The following is a 17,625-nucleotide window of genomic DNA, read 5'->3' as shown; positions in this document are numbered from 1 at the left end:
AATAAAATGGCGTTAAGCAAAGAAAAATTTTATATGTCTGGCCGCGAGATCCGCAGACGTGGGCCGCTGAATATTAAGCCCGATCAAAAGTGGACGTACAACGAGCTGGGGCAACTTGGCTTCGGTGGCCTTGCGGCGATGGACTCCGCGTTAACCGGCCCTGCGGTAAGCGGTGGTCTTATTCATCGTGAAATGCTGCAACATGTTTTACCGGGTCTTATCCGCACGGCGACCCGTGTTCGTGTTCTTGATGAAATTACCGGAGTAATGAACGCGGGTGAGTGGCACGATGAAGAGATCATCCTGAACGTGGCAACGCCGGTAGGCAAACCAGAACTGTACGGTGACCACACTAATATCCCGCTGGCTTCCTATGCGCAGGATCAGGAACGTCGCGGTATTGTACGTTTTGAGCAAGGTTTTCAGGTAGGTAAGCTGGAGGAGGCTCGCCAGTCGGCGGCGGGTTTTGAGGCGGCAGCAGAAAAACGCGTTGCTGCTACTGAGTCACTGGAGCAGGGGCGTGAGCGAGTCGGCTATCAGGGTTTTAACAGCCCGACTACCCGTGTTTTTGGTCTGTTAAATGACCCAAACCTGCCATCCTATGAAACTGCGACAGCACCGTGGCAGGGCGCAACATTTGCGCAAATCACTGGTGACATCACCGCGATGTTTTCACGTCTGGAAGCAAATTCAGGCGGAATTATTCGCGATGATACGCCGATCACGTTGACGTTGCCGCTGGGTTTCCGTTCTGCGCTGAACATCTCTAATCCGGTCGCTAAAGGTGAAACCGTCAAAGAGTGGATCAACAACAACTATTCCAATATGCGCCAGGTCTTTTCACCTGAATTCAAAGGTGCGAATGGCGGGGCAAATATTGCCTATATGTTTGCCGATAGCGTGGATGATGGTTCTACCGCAACCAGTGCAACAATTTTGCAGGTTGTGCCGGTGAAATACCAGTTGCTGGGGTCTGAGAATCAGATCAAGGGCTATCTGGAAGATGCCACTAATGCCACTGCTGGTGTCATTGTCACCCGTCCCTGGGCGATCACCCGTCTGACCGGTCTTTGATAACAGCCCTCAATTTTTGAGGGCTTAATCTTTAAGGATTACCCATGCCTATCTACGTTTATTCCACGCTTTCCAGTGACCAGAATTACTCACTGGAAGCGGGTGGAGCGTTATTTATTGCTGGAAAAGCCAATATCATGACCAGACAAATGTACACCCCACGTGGTCGTGTTACTGAAATTACCGATGAGCAGTACGCCCTACTTAGAAAGAATCATGTTTTTCAGCTACATGAAAAAAATGGTTTTATCGCGGTTGAAGAAATAAAAGCCGATCCCGAAAAAGTGGCGACCAATATGGAAGCCAGCGATCTGTCAGCGCCAGATACGCCTGAATCTCTTGAAGCAGAAAATAAAGAGGTTCCGAAAAACAACAAAAAAGGTAAATGATTATGGATGCTGGCACCTTTCCCCTCGAAGCATTTCGTGTGCTTTACCCACAGTTTAACGATGTGCCTGCTGATGATATTTTTATTATCGCCAAATCAGCAACCTGTTATTTCTCGGAATGTCACGGGATCTGCACCAGTGAACTGTGGATGCTGGTGGTTGCGCATATGTTGACGCTGCGCCAGATGGCGGCTAAAGGAGAATCCCCTTCAGGGGCGGTGACCAGCGCCACGATCGATAAAGTGAGCGTATCATTTGCTGCCCCGCCGACGAGTTCAAACTGGTCACACTGGTACAACCTGACGCCATTCGGCCAGCAATATCTGGCGTTGATTAAACGCTGTAGTGTACCGCGCTATATCGGTGGCATGGGAGAACGTGCGGCCTTTCGTAGCGTGGGTGGCCGGTTTCCGATGCGCGGGAGGCTGAGACGATGAGTAATTTTGCCAGGCTGAAAGCGGTCTACGATGAACTGAACAAAAAGCAGTTGAAGATCGGATTTTTTGAGCACAGTAAATACCCTGACGGTACGCCGATTGCTTATGTCGCGGCCATTCAGGAACTTGGGTATCCGGCTGGCGGCATCCCGCCCCGGCCTTTCCTGCGTCCGGCAATGACAGAGAATGCCGCTGGTTACAAAAATCTCATCTCGCAAGCCGTTAATGCTTCTGTTGCAGGCAGTATTGCGCTTAACGATGGGTTGAATCAGATTGGAGCCAAAGCTGCGGGGGATGTAAAGAATGCCATCCGTACCCTGACAACGCCTCCGCTGGATACATCCACCATCCGGGGCAGAGCCAGAAGACACAGCAAAGGTAAAGCCTCAACAAAACCGCTGGTAGATACCGGACAGATGTTGCAGACGGTCACTTATACAGTGGAGGACAAATAATGTTTGGCAATCTCTACAATGTGGCCGCACGGGTGATCCCACAGCAGACGGCTTTCTGGTATCGGTTTAAGTCGCGCACTACAGACGACCTTGGCAAATGGGTAGCGCAGTACCATTCGCCCGAACCGGTCACGGGTAGCTGGCAGGCGGTGGATACGCAGGATGTACAGGAAATGGGGCTGGTGACCGGCAAAGTTTATCGGCGGCTCTACACTTCGCACGATATTCACGCCATCCAGCGGGGGGATGCACCGGATTATCTGGTGTTCAACGGCAAGCGCTATGACGTCACTGGTGATGCAGACTGGTACGCGCAGGACGGCTGGAAGTCTGTTCTTTGCATTGAGGCTGGAAGCTATGACGGATAACGAGGTTTACATTGTCATCCGGCACCAGATGCTGGCGCAAATGAATGATGCGGGGCTTTCGATACCTGTTGTTGCCGGTTTCCAGTCAACAAAGCAGGGGAGGGAAGATAGCTTTGTTATGTTCTTTCCCATCAACGAGGCAGGCCACGGATGGCAGGCGCGAAACTATCAGGTTGCTGGCACTGATGCGAATCACAAAGAAACTCAGTTGGTAGAAAAAACGTTGCAGGTTCAGGGGCTGGTTTCCGATGCCAGTGAACTTACAGCAACCGACCTGACTGCCACGGTTCGAATGATAGTGAACTCACTACCTTTTATTGATGCGCTAAAAAAACAGGGTGTGGGGGTACAACGTGCTTCTGGTATTCGAACGCCTTATTTTATCAATGACCAGGGGGATTATGAACAGAACCCCTCGTTTGATTTTAACGTCACATTCCACCGCGAAATGTTCCCAAACACCACAGCAGTAAAAGCGCTTTATCCTGATATTCACCGCATTTAATTAAGGTTTAACCATGCCAATCAAACAAACACGCTATGTCAGCATTGCGAGTGCGGTCATTGGCGCGTCTGCTGTACCGATGCGCAAACTGACGGGCCGCATATTCTCTCAAAACGCAAAAATTCCATCCGGTGATGTGCTGGAATTCGCCAGCGGTCAGATTGATGAGTTTCTGGGGGCCAGCTCTCCCGAAGCGAATTTTGCCCGGCAATATTTCAGCTATACCAGCCCGGCCCCCGTCAATAAGCCGAGAGAATTGCAGGTAGCACCCTGGGTACCAACCGGTCGGGCACCGACGCTTTCGGGAGGGGATGCGGCCAGTCTGGACGAGTTGAAGGCGATCACTACCGGAACACTCACGGTGATTATCGGTAATATTCGTAAAGAACTCACCGAAATCGATCTTTCTACGGCCAAGTCCTACGCCGATGTAGCCTCGACCGTACAGCAAAAGCTAAATGCTGAATCTGAACCCGCTTTCGCTTCTGCCAGAGTGACTTTTATCGCTATCAGCGGCACGTTTGAACTCGGTGGTGGGGTACCGGAGCGAGCAAACATTAACGTTGAGTCTTCCGCTCTTGCGGATGCGATGGGTTTATCTCGCGGACAAGCCTTGCCCGGAAATACCGCACAAACTCCGCTAGAAGCCTTTATGGCGGCAGAGAAAATCTCGGATTCATTCGGCAGTGCGACTTTTATCGACCCACTGACGCTCGAACAGGTCGTTGCCCTTGCTCAGTATGTGGCAGGTGAGAACGTGAAATACCAGCTACATCTGAATATTTCCGCAACAGATGCGGAGGCTTTTAGCGCGGCGTTGATAGGTACAGCGTCAACGGCGCTGAATCTTAAAACCGAGGATAATTTTTATGCTCAGGCGTTACCGATGGCGGTTATGGCGGCAACGGACTATGACCGAACAACCCCCCCCACCAACTATATGTTTCGTCAGTTGGGCGTGCCGTCCCCGGCACAGGTAACCGCCGATCTGGATGCCGACAAGCTGGATAAGTTGCGCGTCAACTATTACGGCGAAACGGCGGTGGCGGGTTCACATATTGCGTTTTACCAGCGTGGTTTCCTGTGCGGGCCGGGTACCGCACCGCTGGACATGAGCGTTCATGCCAATGAGCAATGGTTAAAAGCCTACATTGCACAGCAATGGTTTTCTTTATTGCTGGCGACGCGCGGCGTACCTGCAAACCGCGATGGTGAGGCCAGGGCAATGATGATTATCGCCGGAGCCGTGACCAAAGCAGTGAATAACGGCACCATCCTCCCCGGCAAAACGCTCTCGGATGTACAGAAACTCGCGGTGGCTGATGCGTCTGGTGACGATTTAGCGTGGCACGATATTCAGGACAAGGGCTACTGGTACAACGCGCAGATTGTTGAAAGTACCGGGCCATCTGGCTTGCCGGAATACGTGATGAAATACGTACTGATTTACGGTAAAGGCGACTGGGTACGTAAGGTCGAAGGCTCGCACAACCTGGTATAAGGACTAAATGATGAATGATGTATCTGCAACTGGCCTCAGTCTGTTGGTTCAGGCCAGTACAACCTTTCCGGCAGGAATACTGGTAACGGCTTTCGCCGATGATGCCGACCCGTTCGATCTGCCTGCTGTCGATATCGCCCAGACCGGCATGGATATCAATGGCAATCTGGTGTCCTGGTCAACACCAACCCCGCAGGCTGTGACGATAAACGTGCTACCGGGGAGTGAAGAAGATCAGAATCTGGCGATCCTGCTGGAAGCCAACACGGCGAAACGTGGCCGCAGACACGCCGGAGATATTATTACGCTCGTGGCGTCCTACGGTGACGGCGCGACCACTACCGCGCGAAACGGAAAAATTACCAACGGTAGTCGGGGTAACTCAGCTGCCAGCGGTGGGCGTCTTAAATCAAAGGCTTATACCTTTGTGTTCCAGGACTTTGACAGTACGCGCGTTCGTTAACTATCAGGCGGGAACATCCCGCCTTTTTTATTGGGGCCATTATGCTCATTAAGCCGAAAGATATTGAAATTAAAGATGTTGATGGTGAGATGCACACCTTTGTGATCAGCCGTCTGCCCGCCACGCTGGGGCGTGAAATCCTGGCAAAATATCCGCTGTCGAACGCACCTAAAATTGGCGACTACGAAATCGGTAAAGAAGCCATGCTGAAAATGATGGCTAATGTGGCAGTCGTGCGGGATGGTGCAGAAATTTGCCTGAAAACCCAGACGCTGATTGATAACCATGTACCGGACGGTGAAGCGCTGATCCGCCTTGAACTGGAGATGCTGAGGTACAACACCAGTTTTTTCGGCAACGCCGGGAGCAAAGGTTTCCTGCCTTACCTGCTGGGCAAAATCAGCGATTCACTCCCGTCGATTATAAAAACGCTGATGGATTCTTTGCAGTCATCATCTCAGAAAAACTCGCCAGCTTCACAGAACTCAAAACCTCAATAGACCTGGAAGAGGCGATGGACTTGTGGGAAATCGCTGTGACTAACCGCTATAACGAGGCGCTCGCCGCCGCAGGAAACCGATAATGTCTCTGTTAGATACCTTTGTGCAGGTGTTTGAATTCGACACCCGGCAGGCCGACGCGGCGTTTAAAAATGTTCAGCGTTCTACCGACGATATTATTGATGGTATGAAACAGGCCCAGCATGAAGCCGATAAAGCGGCAAAAAGCGTCAGTGATTTTGCCAGCGGCACGGAAACCAGCGTTGCCGCATTAGCCCAGAAAACCCTTGGGGTACTTGGCGTATTGTTGGGGGTATCTTCCATTTTCAGCGAGTCTGTTTCACGCGCGGAGGAAGTGGAGGCGCTTGATAAGCTGGGCAAGAAGATCAATGTGGCGACGGCGGATGTGGATGCTTTCGCCGGTTCAGTTGCCGAGCTGGGGGGCGCGAGGGAAAGTGCTCAGGCTGATTTGTCGGCAATGGCAAAAGCCTTTGGCGGCACCACGAACTCTATGGAAAAAATCCTCGCTACAGCAGATAAAGTAAAGGGGATGAGTTTTGATAAAGCCAAATCGCACCTTGCAAACCTTGGGGTGACGGACGACAAAACGATTGAGTTGATGATGAAGGGCCGTCATGAGATGGAACGCATGATGGGCCTGCAAAAAGAATACTCTGGCATTACCAAAGACAGTATTGAACAGTCCCGGCGCTTTAATCAGGCCATGCAGGGGTTCAGGCAATCATCCGGCCTGTTAAAAAACAGCTTCCTCGAAATGGTGTTGCCTTACCTGACTAAGGGCATGGAATTCTTAAGTAAATTTGTTGGTTTTTGCCGGGAAAATAAGAACCTCATCATCGGTTTTTTCCTCGCGATCGGTGTGGCTGTTGCAGCGTACTACGTTCCTCCGATGCTTGCCGCCGCTGCTGCCACGCTGGCAGCAACCTGGCCAATACTCGCTATTATCGCCATCATTGCGGCGCTTGCCGCAGCGTTCGCGCTGGTTTACGACGACATCATGAATTTTATCGACGGTAATGATTCAATGATCGGGCGAATTCTTGATGCCTATCCTGAGCTTAAACAGGTCATTATGACGCTGTGGGAAGCATTCAAGACCCTGTTTGAGTACCTGAAAATCGCCGCTAAATTCGTTGCTGATGTAGTGGTTGATGCTTACAACACAATGAATAATGCCCTGAACCAGTTTATTGGCTGGTTGCTGGAGTCAATAAAAAGTCTGGTTAAATGGGGCGCACAGTTCGGGGGCGTCTTCGATAACGTGGCGGATGCTGTTGTCGGCATATTTACCTGGATGTGGGAGCAGGTGCAGAAGGTGATTGGCTGGATAAGCGGCGGTCTGGATACCATCCAGAAAGGCTGGTCAGTCGTTGCGGGCTGGTTTGGTGCTGATGATGAAAAAGAACTCACCGTAGAGCGTAAAATCAGCGCTGAGGGAGAGGTGACGCACCGTATTCCTGAAGCTGAACATCCTTCACCACAGCAGGATACACAGAATATGGTCGAGCAGGGAAAAGCCCAAATTGCAGCGGCGAATAATCACCCCCTTAACCCCGTGACCAGCACTGCTATCAGCAATCGTTCCAGCGTGAAAAATGAAACCACCCTGAATATTGGGGAAGTGAAGGTTGAAACCAAAGCAACCGATGCTAAAGGCATGGCGGCGGGCACGAAAGACGCATTGCAGGAACAGTTGCAGGATTTGGGGCAGCAAACGCAAACGGGGCTGGCAATATGATCACTGATGTAAAAATCTTCGATACCGACAGTTTTACCACGCTGTTTGAAACCGCCAGCCCGATAAAAATCAATATCCGCGACGAGCACAAAGCCACCACTTTTCAGGTCGAGTCAGGGGAAACCCGTAGCGATCATGTTGTTGTGCAGGCCGTGGAAATTGGCATGGATCTGATTTTATCCGGTGAGCTTAAAAATGCTTTTGGCCTGATGCAACAAGCCTGGGAACAAAACAAGCTGGTAGGCATTCAGACCAGAGTCAAAACCTACCAGCCTATGCTGCTGGTCAATTTCTACCACGATGAGACCGCTGAGATGGCCGATGCTATCCAGTTGTCTTTACGGTTCACCGAGTGGCGCAGTGTAACACCCGAATACGGAGATCTACCGCCCAAAAAAGTTCAGAAGCCATTGCAGACCAGTACCGTTAAAAGGGGCGGTGCACAGACAAAATCGGTATCCGAAGAACGGAAAAAATCGGTTCTGGTCAGGGTTCTGGGAGGATAAGCACGATGCGTGAAATACCGTTAAACCCGGTGCCGAACCAGCGCCTGCAAATTACCATTGATGATAACCGCTGGGATCTGACGATCAAAGTCGCGAGAAATATGATGGTGTGTGACATACGCCGCAACGATGAGGTTGTCATGCTGGCAACCAGAGCGACGACCGATGCACCCTTAATACCCTACTCTTATCTGACCCCAGCCGGTAATTTTGCGTTTATCACAGAACGCGATGCCCTGCCCTGGTATGAGGAATTCGGCAAAACGCAAAGCCTGGTATTCTGGGGGTCGGATGATTGATTTAAGGCGGATCAGGGTGGGGGTAGAAGTCAGCGGGCATATACAGTGGTATGAAGGGATGCGCGTAAAGGCAAGCGGCACCAAATATGCGAATCCGTTGCAGAATGAATGCACGGTCAGCATTGATGGGCTGAATGCGACCACCCGCAATATGCTGTTGACGGAAACCAGCCCTTATAACAAAAGCAAGCAACCCTCCCGGCTTATACTGGAAGCCGGGAGGGCGAGTACCGGCGTATTTCGCCTTTTCGTGGGTGATATTGTCAGTGCTGAACCCTCCAGCCCGCCTGACGTGACGTTAACGCTGAAAGCAAAAACGGGTAACGGCAGTGCGCGGGATATTGTGGCAACGTCCTCCGGTGCGAAGAGTAAGCTGAGTGAAATATCCGCAGGGATTGCGCGGGACTGCGGTGTACGTCTCGACTTTCAGGCCACGGATAAAAATATTGCTAACTGGTATTTTTGCGGCTCAAAGCTGAAACAGGTCGAGCGGTTGCAGGATGGTGGTGGCGTTAAAGCCTTTATCGATGATGATGTTCTGTATGTGAAGGACGAAGCCGGTGCGGTCAAAGGGCGAGTCAAAATTATCAACCAGAATACCGGGATGGTCGGGCTACCCAAAGCCACCGAAAAAGGCCTGGACGTGACCTGGCTTATCGACGGTGAATCCAGCCTGGGCGGCACGTTACGGCTGGAGAGTAAATTTAACCCTTCTTTAGATGGTGATTACATCATCGAGCAGCTTAAGTTCGATGTTGCCTCACACGACGATCCCTTCTTTTATCAGGCCACCTGTAAACGGGCTTAACCAATGAATAAACCGAATACCGATATTGCCAGTGAATCCAGTCTGGCAGGGCAGCTTATGGGCGCTTTTCGTAACCTGATGATGAACACCGACGATATGTTACCCGCAACGGTGGTCAGTTATGACGACGCCACGAACCGCGCGGTGATTAAACCGCTGGTGATGATGGTGTCAACCGAAGGGCAAAGAATACCCCGCGCTCCTGTTCATAATATTCCTGTTTTCCGCTTTGGCGGCGGCGGGTTCTTTATCCGGGTGCCGCTAAAACCGGGGGATTTTGGCTGGCTGAAAGCCAATGATCGCGATATCAGTCTGATTTTTCAGCGCGGCGGTCTGGAGGATGAGCCTAATACCCACCGGCTGAAATCATTCAGTGATGCGATGTTTTTTCCAGACAGCGTTAAAGGCTGGATGGTGGATGGCAAAAATATTGATGCGCTGGTGATCCAGTCGCTGGATGGCAGCGTGTGTCTGGCGTTGCATAACGGGCAGGCGGTGCTGGATACGCCAGTGTTTGAAGTTAACGCTGCTGAGAGCATTTTTAACGGCAACGTGACGGTGAACGGCAATCACCAGACCAACGGTAACAGTGAGTCAAACGGCGGGACTATGCGACATAACGGTAAAAATATTGGCGCTGATCACCAGCATAGCGGTGTTCAGCCGGGATCGGGCAACAGTGGGGTGCCGGTATGATGACGTTTGATGTTACTGAAGGTAATGATATTTACCTCGGAAACGATGGCAACCTGGCTTTGGTTCGTGATGAAGCGGCGGTGAAAAATTGCTGTATGCACTATGCCAGAGCGTTACGGGGTGAAATGCTGCACAGGATGGACAAGGGAATACCTTACTGGAAAACCACCTTTGGCCGCGATGCTGATTTGCCAATGTTTGAGGCGGCGTTCCGCGACCGTATGCGGGAAATTTCTCAAGTTCTGGCAGTCGATTCCTTTTCTGCATCGATTGAAAACAACGAGCTTCATTACACCGCCGTGATCAGCACCCTCTACGGGAGGATAACGCTTAATGTCTGATTATCAGTTTATAGCAAGCACAGGAGTGATCATCCCTGACACCTCCACGTTGCGGGAGCAGGTTGAAAATGAGTTCCGGGATGTCTTTGGTCAGGAAATTGACCTGTCGCCGGAAACACCGCAGGGCGCACTTGTCACAATGGAAGTGGAAAATCGGGACGCCATCGCCCGCAATAACGCAGAACTGGCGAACCAGATTAACCCGGACATAGCCGGGGGGATCTTTCTCGATGCTATCTGGGCGCTGATGGGCGGGCAGCGGCTGTCCGCAACGCATTCTTTTTTGACGAATGTGGAGTTTGCAGGCGTACCACAGACTCTGATACCGAAAGGCTCTCTGGCCGAAACGCAGGCAGGGGATGCGTTTGAAACGACCAGCGTACTGATTATCGGGAATGATGGGGTAACAAAAGGTGATATGCGCTCGGTTAAAACCGGGCCAGTAGGCTGTGGGGCCGGTGGACTTGTCCGGGTGGCAAGTTCGGTTCTTGGCTGGGAAACCGTAAACAATCCGGCTGATGCGGTGCTGGGTAGGGTAGCGGAATCCGACATACGTACCCGGCGTCGTCGCAGAAATACGCTCGCCAAAAATACGGTGAGTGTCGGAGAGGCGATCAGTAAGCGTCTCATCCAGACCGTATTGACGCTCAGACAAAAGTGAGATCGACCTTCCAGGGCAGCAGATCACGGACCCGGTTCACCGGCCAGTCCTGGATATGACCGATGACGCAACGCAGCCACGCCTCCGGTTCCACGCCGTTAAGCCGGCAGGTGCCGATCAGCGAGTACAGTACCGCAGCACGTTCCCCGCCCGCGTCTGAACCCGCGAACAGCCAGTTTTTCCGCCCCAGGGCAACGCCACGCAGCGCGTTCTCTGCGATGTTATTGTCTATCTCGGCCCAGCCGTTGCTGCAGTACAGGTTCAGCGCATCCCACTGCTTCAGCAGGTACGAGAACGCCTTCGCCGTATCCGAGTGGCGCGACAGCACCTTCATCTGTGCCTGTACCCAGTCGTACAGCGACTGCATCAGCGGGACCGTCTGCTCTTTCCGGACCGCCAGCCGCTCCTCTGCCGGGCTGCCGCGTATCTCCGCCTCGATGGCATACAGTTTACCGATGCGCTTCAGCGCTTCGGTTGTGACGTCGGTCGGTGTGCGGACGTGAACGTCATGGATTTTTCGCCGGGCGTGCGCCATGCAGGCCGCTTCGGCGATACGGCCGTCTTCGTACAGTGCGTTGTAGCCGCCGTAAGCATCGGCCTGCAGGATACCGCTGTATCCGGCAAGGTGTTGCTGCGGATGTATCCCCTTACGGTCCGGCGAGTACGCGAACCACACCGCCGGGGGAAGCGGTGAGCCCGCGTTACGGTCGTCCCGCACGTAGACCCACAGCCGGGCCGTGCGGGTTTTACCGCTGCCCGGCTCCTGAACCGGCACAGGGATATCGTCGGTATGCACCTTGCCCGGAATCAGCACGTACTGGCGCAGCAGGTCATACAGCGGCTCCAGCAGTTCGCTGACCGCACCGGACCAGCGCCCCAGTGTGGCACGACTCAGCTCCACGCACTGACGCCGGTATATCTCTGACTGACGATAGTGAGGCGTGTGCTCTGCGAACTTTGCCGTGACGATGCGCGCCAGCAGCCCGGGACCCGCGTAGCTGCGCTCTATGGGTTTTGCCGGCATGGTCGCCTGAACGATGTGGTCACATCCACAGCAGGCCAGTTTTGGCCGCTGCGTTTCGATAACCTTAAAGGCGCTGCTGATGAGCTCCAGCTGCTCCGATACGTCGCAGCCCAGCGCGCTGAGCTCTCCGCCGCACGACGGGCAGGCGGTTTCTGCCGGCGACAGCGTGCGGGTTTCGCGGGGGAGTGTGGCCGGTAATGGTTTACGGGCAGAAGACTGGCGCAGCGGTTGCGGAACCACCGGGTCATGCTGCTCACCCAGCGCCTCAGCCATCTCCTCCTGCAGGGCGCCGATGCGCTCTTCAGCCTCGCGCACCTGGCGCTGCGTTTTCTCACGCAGCTTTTCGGAGCTTTTGCCGAACTGCATGCGCTGAAGCTTAGTGATCAGCGCCTTCAGCCGGTTGATTTCGCTGGCGTACGCCGCCACCCGCTGTGAGAGCAGGCGGTTATACTCCGCCATTTTGCGGATGGTGGTCTGCTGCTCCAGCAGCAGCGCCCTGAGCCGGGCGTTTTCATCGGGAAGGGATGCGTCCATAACCCCATTTTACAGCAGGTTATATCCGCAGGCCAGGCCGTTCAGTCCGCTGTGGGTGCTTCCAGTTAATGCCTTCCAGCAGCATGGAGAGCTGCGCAGGCGTCAGATGCACTTTTCCGTCACGGGTCACCGGCCAGACGAAGCGCCCCCGCTCCAGTCGTTTGGTGAACAGGCACAGGCCGTCCCGGTCGGCCCACAGCACCTTTATCATGTCGCCGCGACGACCGCGAAAGATAAACAGATGACCGCTGAACGGATCGGTGCGAAGCGTGTTCTGCACTTTCGCTGCCAGCCCGTTGAAGCTACAGCGCATATCTGTCACGCCAGCAACCAGCCAGATCCGCGAACCTGCCGGAAAGCTAATCATGACTCACCCTCCCTGAGTTCGCTGACCAGTGCGCGCAGAAGTTCAGGCGTCAGCGGGCCAGTCAGGTTGAGGCTTCCACCTGGCAACGTCAGCCTGCAGCTGATGACCGGTGGCAGGTCTGCTGATACGACGCCGTTTTGCCTGGGCGGAGGGACAACAGGCTCCATAGTAACCGGAATCAGAGTCGCTCTGTTGGCCGGATCCAGTAGCCCCTGACGATGCAGATTGCGCCAGTTGAACAGCAGATTATCGTTAATGCCATGCTCACGGGCAATTTGAGCCACACAGGCGTCCGGCTGCAGGGTCAGCTCCGCCATGCGAATTTTGAATTCCAGAGGCCAGTCCGGCCGGCGTTTTTTTACAGGAAGATTTGTCTCAAGATTGAAGGCATAGAGCTCTTCCTCCAGGCGTTCAGGCGTGTATTCTTCCGACAATGGCCAGTTAATTCCGGTTCGTCGAAAACGCGTGAACATTTTATGTATGGCAGATGAGCTAAGGTTCAGTTGTTCTGCTATTTCACGGTAAGTCAGAGCCTCATTAAAGCGCAGGCTCAGCGCTGTGAAGATCCATGGTCTTCTGGTGTAAGGCGTATTTTTGTCCACGGTAGTGTCCATGTTCGCGAAAGTGTCCATGGTAGGAAACGCGGGCAAAAATAAAAGACGGTCTGGATGAGACGCTTACGCCTGAAAAACAAAACGATAAATTGAGCTAACCATCCATGCCAGAAGGTGCATTTATCCAGCGAGGTTTTGAGTTAAGACAGACTCTTCCATATATGCATCACCGCATAACTGCGCCAGGGGCGCCATTGTTGCGAGCGTTCTTCTGCGGCACGCGGCGTTAGCCCACCAAGATTATTGCGAATCGCAATATCCTCCTTTGGAAAAGCATCAGGCCAGCGTAGCGCCCGCATCGCAATGTAATGCGCTGTCCATGGACCAATGCCCGGCAAGCTCACCAGCAGCCTCATCATTTCATCAGGCGATAGCGTCGCGTTAAAGCGCAGCGCACCTTCAGCGCAGGCGGTAGCAAAGACCAAAATAGCGTTAGAACGCGCGCTGACAATGCCGAGCCTGGCAATATCATCGATCGTGGCTTCAGCGATATGCTGTGGATGGGCTGAATAGCGCGATAAGTCGGCGAAAGGCGTCAGACATGGCTCGCCAAAAGCCTGAGCGAAACGACTACTTAGAACCTATCCCAAAAGGAATTGTCAGATCGTAAATAATGGCAATTTTTGAGGGCGAAGTATGGCGGGCAACAAGTGGCAGATCAGCGATGAACTCTGGGAGAAAATGGCTCCACTTCTCCCGGAACATAAAACCCACCATCCGCTGGGCACGCATCGTAGACGTGTTGATAATCGTGCCGCAATGAACGCCATTTTCTTTGTGCTCAGAACCGGTTGCCAATGGAATGCCCTGAATGCCACGGATATTTGCTCATCCAGCTCAGCCCACCGCCGCTTTCAGGAATGGCGGGATGCTGGAGTATTTGAACGCTTCTGGCAAAACGGGCTGCTTGCCTGCGAGAAGCGGGATGCCATTGACTGGTCATGGTTGTCGATGGATGGCTGCATGACAAAATCGCCCCTTGCAGGCTCAAAAAAACAGGTCGCAACCCGACTGACAGGGGGAAGCAGGGAGTAAAGCGGAGCCTGATGACCGACGGGAACGGGCTTCCGCTCTCGCTGGCTGTCGCAGGGGCAAATACCCACGACATAAAACTGGTTGAAGATACGCTGGACGCGCTACAGACCGGCAGGCCGGGTCGCAGGCTGCATCTGTGTATGGACAAAGGCTATGAGGCTGAATGGGTGGAAATTTGTTTGAAAGCTCGTCGTTATGAACCTCATATCCAGTCGGGGAAAGAGGAGTCTGAGGCAATTAAAAACAGCGAGTTCAGGGCTCATCGTTGGGTTGTGGAAAGAACGCATAGCTGGATGAATCGCTTTCGCCGCATACTGACGCGATGGGAGAAGAAAGTCGAAAACTACGAGGCGATGCTGCATTTTGCTTGCAGCATCATTGTCTGGAATAAAATCCTTTTGGGATAGGTTCTTAGTGTCGTTGCCGCCTTAACCGTAATTTGTTGACCCAGAATAGCGCGAACGCCCATCTCAAACCCGTCAAATGCGCCCGGTACGCGCAGGCCGGGAAAGGTAATAATACTGGAAGCTAATAAAGGATCCTGGCGAAGATGAGCTGCAATCAGCAATGGCTGGGCGTTCAGATCAAACAGGTCGCGCAGCCGACGTAAAAGAGCAGGCAATACCGGTATTAATGAGGTAGTAAACGTCACATGTAACGCGTTTTTAGCGGGCAGATGTGAAACACTGATCCAGCCGCGATACTTACCCAGAGCGACAGTACGGCGATAAGTTTCTCCTTCAATCGCTTCCACTTCTTTCATTAACCGAATCTGTAAAAAATTCAGCATAGCCAGCCAGTCATAAGGTGGACGATAGCTGAGACGCAGTTGTGCGGTATCGCCGGGATACGATTGGGTTGGTTGTGCAATTTCTTTGCGTAAGGCACTCGGCGTCATGCGATAGCGTGCCTGAAAGACATCATTGAAGCGGCGCAGGCTGCTAAATCCACTGGCGTAAGCAACATCGATAACGGGCAGGCGAGTTTCAGTAAGCAACTGCTTGGCTAACAGCATGCGGCGCGTCTGTTTCAATTCCAGCGGTGATACTCCCAGCTCTTGCTGAACAATGCGTCTTAACTGACGTAAACTCAGGCCAAACTCGGCGGCAATTTCGTCCAGCCCTTCGTGCTCTTCCAGCAAACCTTCTTCTATACGCTGAACCAGGCGATCGGCTATCCGGTGAGGTTGATCGACTGGCGCGTTACCCGGCGCGAGTTCAGGACGGCAGCGTAAGCAGGGACGGAAATGCGCCTTTTCTGCGGCCTCGGCACTGGCAAAGAACAGACAATTTTTCTGCATGGGCGCTTTTACCGGGCAAACGGGCCGACAATAAATTCCGGTCGATGTCACGCCAACATAAAAAACGCCGTCGAATCGCGTATCACGCGAGGTTAACGCCTGATAAGCGCTATCGGGATCGAGCATGAAAAATCTCCGCTAAATAAAGCGCCAGCCTATACCCGCAACACGTCACGAACTGGCTGTTTTCGGACAGCACACTAGTTTATCGCGATGACCGGAAACAGCCAGTTTGTCATGATAAAAGTGCGATAATGCGTGTCATCACATTGGCGGGAGATACACCATGTACTACTACAAATCTGTTGTCACGCCAGTTGGCGAACTGAAATTAATTGCCAGCGATCTTGGCCTTGCGGCGATCTTATGGCAGAACGACAATCCTAAACGGGTGCGTCTGGCCCCCCTGGAACGCAACGACAGGCATCCGGTTTTATGTGAAGCTGAAAAACAGCTGCTGGAATATTTTGCCGGCGCTCGTCAGCAATTTACCCTGACGCTGGATTTCGCCGGCACTGAATTTCAGAAGAAAGTGTGGCAAGCGCTGGTGGCGATTCCATTCGGTGAAACAAGAAGCTATCGCCAGATTGCCGAGCAGATCGGCCACCCGACGGCGATGCGCGCGGTGGGTGCAGCAAACGGGAAAAACCCCCTTTCTATTGTTGCGCCTTGCCATCGGGTAATTGGTGCTAACGGCAAGCTGACCGGATTTGCTGGCGGGCTCGACGTAAAAGCATTTCTGTTGCAGCTTGAGACAACGCCAGATGTATAACGCCTCGCATCGTTAAAAAACATGCGCAAAAAAAGCACGACACTTGTACGCTTTTCCGCTATCGTGTTTAGCATATAAAACATGATGGCGAAGCGAACGCCATAAGTCGTTATAAATGACGACTTTTGTTAATTAGATAAAACGAGAGCGGTGTTATGAGTGTAATGTTCGATCCTGAAAGCGCCATTTATCCTTTTCCGCCAAAACCTGCCCGCTTAAGCGATAATGAAAAAGAATTTTATCGTGCAAAGATCAAAGAGTTACTCAAAGCGCGTAATGCGGTGATGGTGGCGCATTATTACACCGATCCCGACATTCAGGCGCTGGCAGAAGAAACTGGCGGGTGCGTTGCAGATTCACTGGAGATGGCGCGTTTTGGTAGCAGCCATCCGGCGACCACGTTGCTGGTCGCGGGTGTGCGTTTTATGGGCGAAACGGCAAAAATTCTCAGCCCGGAAAAAACCGTTTTGATGCCAACCTTACAGGCTGAATGTTCGCTCGATCTTGGCTGTCCGATTGAAGCGTTCAGCGCCTTTTGCGATGCGCATCCTGATCGTACCGTAGTGGTTTATGCCAATACCTCAGCGGCAGTTAAAGCGCGGGCCGACTGGGTTGTCACCTCAAGTATTGCGGTTGAGCTGATCGAACATCTCGACAGCCTTGGCAAAAAAATTATCTGGGCGCCGGATCGTCACCTGGGCCGCTACGTCACGCAAAAGTCCGGCGCAGATGTGCTGTGCTGGCAAGGCGCCTGTATCGTGCATGATGAATTTAAAACCCAGGCGCTTCAGCGGATGAAATGGCTTTATCCTGATGCGGCGGTATTGGTTCATCCAGAATCACCGCAGGCCATTGTTGATCTTGCTGATGCGGTGGGTTCTACCAGCCAGCTAATTCAGGCGGCTAAAACGTTGCCGCATCCCCAAATGATTGTGGCGACCGACCGCGGTATCTTCTACAAAATGCAGCAAGCCGTGCCAGAGAAAGAATTACTGGAAGCGCCAACCGCGGGCGAGGGTGCTACCTGCCGCAGCTGTGCGCATTGTCCGTGGATGGCGATGAACGGCTTAAAAGCGATAGCGGATGGGCTGGCATCCGGCGGGCAGGCGCATGAAATCCATGTTGATGCGGGATTACGGGAAGCGGCATTACTGCCCCTGAATCGCATGCTATCCTTTGCAGCGGAACTTAAACTTAATGTAAAAGGCAACGCCTGA

20 protein-coding genes and 4 pseudogenes are annotated in these 17,625 nt (G+C 52.9%); 19 read left to right on the top strand and 5 right to left on the bottom strand.

The window, feature by feature from the left end; all coding sequences use genetic code 11:
- Window positions 1-6 precede the first annotated feature (6 nt).
- The 16 genes and pseudogenes from H2P46_RS01685 to H2P46_RS01610 form a co-directional block, all read left to right on the top strand.
- Entirely contained in the window at window positions 7-1,074 is a 1,068-nt protein-coding gene (locus tag H2P46_RS01685; RefSeq protein ID WP_193403499.1) for a major capsid family protein, read from the top strand.
- Window positions 1,075-1,118: 44 nt separating this feature from the next.
- A complete protein-coding gene (locus H2P46_RS01680; protein WP_193403498.1) occupies window positions 1,119-1,463 on the top strand; it encodes a hypothetical protein in 345 nt (114 codons plus the stop codon).
- A complete protein-coding gene (locus H2P46_RS01675; protein WP_193403497.1) occupies window positions 1,460-1,900 on the top strand; it encodes a DUF4054 domain-containing protein in 441 nt (146 codons plus the stop codon). The genes H2P46_RS01680 and H2P46_RS01675 overlap by 4 nt, the downstream gene beginning before the upstream one ends.
- The gene (locus tag H2P46_RS01670) at window positions 1,897-2,355 is read left to right on the top strand and encodes a hypothetical protein (RefSeq protein WP_193403496.1); all 459 of its coding nucleotides are present in this window, start codon (window positions 1,897-1,899) and stop codon (window positions 2,353-2,355) included. The genes H2P46_RS01675 and H2P46_RS01670 overlap by 4 nt, the downstream gene beginning before the upstream one ends.
- Window positions 2,355-2,723 (top strand): phage collar protein, encoded by a 369-nt coding sequence (locus H2P46_RS01665; RefSeq protein ID WP_193403495.1) that lies wholly within the window; start codon window positions 2,355-2,357, stop codon window positions 2,721-2,723. The genes H2P46_RS01670 and H2P46_RS01665 overlap by 1 nt, the downstream gene beginning before the upstream one ends.
- The gene (locus H2P46_RS01660; RefSeq protein WP_193403494.1) at window positions 2,713-3,228 is read left to right on the top strand and encodes a phage gateway protein; all 516 of its coding nucleotides are present in this window, start codon (window positions 2,713-2,715) and stop codon (window positions 3,226-3,228) included. Before H2P46_RS01665 ends, H2P46_RS01660 begins: the two co-directional genes overlap by 11 nt.
- Before the next feature lie 13 nt (window positions 3,229-3,241).
- On the top strand, window positions 3,242-4,729 hold the full coding sequence (locus tag H2P46_RS01655) for a DUF3383 domain-containing protein (protein ID WP_193403493.1): 1,488 nt from the start codon (window positions 3,242-3,244) through the stop codon (window positions 4,727-4,729).
- Window positions 4,730-4,739: 10 nt separating this feature from the next.
- Window positions 4,740-5,192 carry a phage tail fiber protein gene (locus tag H2P46_RS01650; protein ID WP_041474485.1) on the top strand — a complete coding sequence of 151 codons (453 nt, stop codon included), beginning with the start codon at window positions 4,740-4,742 and terminating at the stop codon, window positions 5,190-5,192.
- Window positions 5,193-5,233: 41 nt separating this feature from the next.
- Window positions 5,234-5,692, top strand: coding sequence for a hypothetical protein (locus H2P46_RS01645; RefSeq protein ID WP_193403492.1), 459 nt, complete (start codon window positions 5,234-5,236; stop codon window positions 5,690-5,692).
- Window positions 5,693-5,774: 82 nt separating this feature from the next.
- The gene (locus tag H2P46_RS01640; protein WP_193403491.1) at window positions 5,775-7,451 is read left to right on the top strand and encodes a hypothetical protein; all 1,677 of its coding nucleotides are present in this window, start codon (window positions 5,775-5,777) and stop codon (window positions 7,449-7,451) included.
- A complete protein-coding gene (locus H2P46_RS01635; RefSeq protein ID WP_193403490.1) occupies window positions 7,448-7,957 on the top strand; it encodes a phage baseplate protein in 510 nt (169 codons plus the stop codon). Before H2P46_RS01640 ends, H2P46_RS01635 begins: the two co-directional genes overlap by 4 nt.
- A gap of 5 nt (window positions 7,958-7,962) precedes the next feature.
- Window positions 7,963-8,256, top strand: a complete 294-nt coding sequence (locus H2P46_RS01630; RefSeq protein ID WP_193403489.1) for a phage baseplate plug family protein — start codon at window positions 7,963-7,965, stop codon at window positions 8,254-8,256.
- Window positions 8,249-9,064, top strand: a complete 816-nt coding sequence (locus H2P46_RS01625) for a baseplate hub protein (RefSeq protein WP_193403488.1) — start codon at window positions 8,249-8,251, stop codon at window positions 9,062-9,064. The genes H2P46_RS01630 and H2P46_RS01625 overlap by 8 nt, the downstream gene beginning before the upstream one ends.
- Before the next feature lie 3 nt (window positions 9,065-9,067).
- The gene (locus H2P46_RS01620; RefSeq protein WP_193403487.1) at window positions 9,068-9,760 is read left to right on the top strand and encodes a Gp138 family membrane-puncturing spike protein; all 693 of its coding nucleotides are present in this window, start codon (window positions 9,068-9,070) and stop codon (window positions 9,758-9,760) included.
- Window positions 9,757-10,101 carry a contractile injection system sheath initiator gene (locus tag H2P46_RS01615; protein WP_193403486.1) on the top strand — a complete coding sequence of 115 codons (345 nt, stop codon included), beginning with the start codon at window positions 9,757-9,759 and terminating at the stop codon, window positions 10,099-10,101. The genes H2P46_RS01620 and H2P46_RS01615 overlap by 4 nt, the downstream gene beginning before the upstream one ends.
- Window positions 10,094-10,735 (top strand): annotated as a pseudogene (locus H2P46_RS01610) (baseplate J/gp47 family protein); the annotation flags it as partial. The gene H2P46_RS01615 and the pseudogene H2P46_RS01610, both read left to right, overlap by 8 nt.
- A 13-nt stretch (window positions 10,736-10,748) precedes the next feature.
- On the opposite strand, the gene tnpC reads toward H2P46_RS01610, so the two are convergent.
- From tnpC to H2P46_RS01590, 4 genes and pseudogenes are all read right to left on the bottom strand, one after another.
- Window positions 10,749-12,320 (bottom strand): IS66 family transposase, encoded by a 1,572-nt coding sequence (tnpC, locus tag H2P46_RS01605; RefSeq protein ID WP_193403485.1) that lies wholly within the window; start codon window positions 12,318-12,320, stop codon window positions 10,749-10,751.
- A gap of 19 nt (window positions 12,321-12,339) precedes the next feature.
- Window positions 12,340-12,687, bottom strand: coding sequence for an IS66 family insertion sequence element accessory protein TnpB (gene tnpB, locus H2P46_RS01600; protein ID WP_193403484.1), 348 nt, complete (start codon window positions 12,685-12,687; stop codon window positions 12,340-12,342).
- Window positions 12,684-13,319, bottom strand: a complete 636-nt coding sequence (tnpA, locus tag H2P46_RS01595) for an IS66-like element accessory protein TnpA (RefSeq protein ID WP_193403483.1) — start codon at window positions 13,317-13,319, stop codon at window positions 12,684-12,686. Before tnpA ends, tnpB begins: the two co-directional genes overlap by 4 nt.
- Before the next feature lie 122 nt (window positions 13,320-13,441).
- Window positions 13,442-13,879 (bottom strand): annotated as a pseudogene (locus tag H2P46_RS01590) (DNA-3-methyladenine glycosylase family protein); the annotation flags it as partial.
- Window positions 13,880-13,937: 58 nt separating this feature from the next.
- Between H2P46_RS01590 and H2P46_RS01585 the strand changes: the two are divergent.
- Window positions 13,938-14,743 (top strand): annotated as a pseudogene (locus H2P46_RS01585) (IS5 family transposase).
- A gap of 5 nt (window positions 14,744-14,748) precedes the next feature.
- On the opposite strand, the pseudogene H2P46_RS01580 reads toward H2P46_RS01585, so the two are convergent.
- A pseudogene (locus tag H2P46_RS01580) lies at window positions 14,749-15,762 on the bottom strand (bifunctional transcriptional activator/DNA repair enzyme AdaA); the annotation flags it as partial.
- Between the two features lie 160 nt (window positions 15,763-15,922).
- On the opposite strand from H2P46_RS01580, the gene H2P46_RS01575 reads away from it, so the two are divergent.
- Both H2P46_RS01575 and nadA read left to right on the top strand, forming a co-directional pair.
- Window positions 15,923-16,408: a methylated-DNA--[protein]-cysteine S-methyltransferase gene (locus H2P46_RS01575; protein ID WP_193403482.1), complete on the top strand. Its 486-nt coding sequence runs from the start codon at window positions 15,923-15,925 to the stop codon at window positions 16,406-16,408.
- 155 nt (window positions 16,409-16,563) lie between these two features.
- Complete coding sequence (nadA, locus tag H2P46_RS01570) at window positions 16,564-17,625, top strand: quinolinate synthase NadA (protein ID WP_193403481.1); 1,062 nt, start codon at window positions 16,564-16,566, stop codon at window positions 17,623-17,625.

The sequence above is a fragment of the Mixta mediterraneensis genome, assembly GCF_014946725.1.
GTDB lineage: Bacteria > Pseudomonadota > Gammaproteobacteria > Enterobacterales > Enterobacteriaceae > Pantoea > Pantoea mediterraneensis.
The sequence above is the reverse complement of the archived record's forward strand: the minus strand, read 5'-3'. Positions and strand labels throughout refer to the sequence as shown.

Excerpts from the sequence above, each read along its gene's own strand:
- tnpA (WP_193403483.1), bottom strand. The coding sequence starts at position 13,319 with ATGGACACTTTCGCGAACATGGACACTACCGTGGACAAAAATACGCCT.
- H2P46_RS01655 (WP_193403493.1), top strand. The coding sequence starts at position 3,242 with ATGCCAATCAAACAAACACGCTATGTCAGCATTGCGAGTGCGGTCATT.
- H2P46_RS01615 (WP_193403486.1), top strand. The coding sequence starts at position 9,757 with ATGATGACGTTTGATGTTACTGAAGGTAATGATATTTACCTCGGAAAC.
- H2P46_RS01685 (WP_193403499.1), top strand. The coding sequence starts at position 7 with ATGGCGTTAAGCAAAGAAAAATTTTATATGTCTGGCCGCGAGATCCGC.
- H2P46_RS01575 (WP_193403482.1), top strand. The coding sequence starts at position 15,923 with ATGTACTACTACAAATCTGTTGTCACGCCAGTTGGCGAACTGAAATTA.
- H2P46_RS01625 (WP_193403488.1), top strand. The coding sequence starts at position 8,249 with ATGATTGATTTAAGGCGGATCAGGGTGGGGGTAGAAGTCAGCGGGCAT.
- tnpB (WP_193403484.1), bottom strand. The coding sequence starts at position 12,687 with ATGATTAGCTTTCCGGCAGGTTCGCGGATCTGGCTGGTTGCTGGCGTG.
- H2P46_RS01635 (WP_193403490.1), top strand. The coding sequence starts at position 7,448 with ATGATCACTGATGTAAAAATCTTCGATACCGACAGTTTTACCACGCTG.
- H2P46_RS01645 (WP_193403492.1), top strand. The coding sequence starts at position 5,234 with ATGCTCATTAAGCCGAAAGATATTGAAATTAAAGATGTTGATGGTGAG.
- H2P46_RS01650 (WP_041474485.1), top strand. The coding sequence starts at position 4,740 with ATGAATGATGTATCTGCAACTGGCCTCAGTCTGTTGGTTCAGGCCAGT.
- H2P46_RS01675 (WP_193403497.1), top strand. The coding sequence starts at position 1,460 with ATGATTATGGATGCTGGCACCTTTCCCCTCGAAGCATTTCGTGTGCTT.
- H2P46_RS01640 (WP_193403491.1), top strand. The coding sequence starts at position 5,775 with ATGTCTCTGTTAGATACCTTTGTGCAGGTGTTTGAATTCGACACCCGG.
- H2P46_RS01665 (WP_193403495.1), top strand. The coding sequence starts at position 2,355 with ATGTTTGGCAATCTCTACAATGTGGCCGCACGGGTGATCCCACAGCAG.
- nadA (WP_193403481.1), top strand. The coding sequence starts at position 16,564 with ATGAGTGTAATGTTCGATCCTGAAAGCGCCATTTATCCTTTTCCGCCA.
- H2P46_RS01680 (WP_193403498.1), top strand. The coding sequence starts at position 1,119 with ATGCCTATCTACGTTTATTCCACGCTTTCCAGTGACCAGAATTACTCA.
- H2P46_RS01670 (WP_193403496.1), top strand. The coding sequence starts at position 1,897 with ATGAGTAATTTTGCCAGGCTGAAAGCGGTCTACGATGAACTGAACAAA.
- tnpC (WP_193403485.1), bottom strand. The coding sequence starts at position 12,320 with ATGGACGCATCCCTTCCCGATGAAAACGCCCGGCTCAGGGCGCTGCTG.
- H2P46_RS01620 (WP_193403487.1), top strand. The coding sequence starts at position 9,068 with ATGAATAAACCGAATACCGATATTGCCAGTGAATCCAGTCTGGCAGGG.
- H2P46_RS01630 (WP_193403489.1), top strand. The coding sequence starts at position 7,963 with ATGCGTGAAATACCGTTAAACCCGGTGCCGAACCAGCGCCTGCAAATT.
- H2P46_RS01660 (WP_193403494.1), top strand. The coding sequence starts at position 2,713 with ATGACGGATAACGAGGTTTACATTGTCATCCGGCACCAGATGCTGGCG.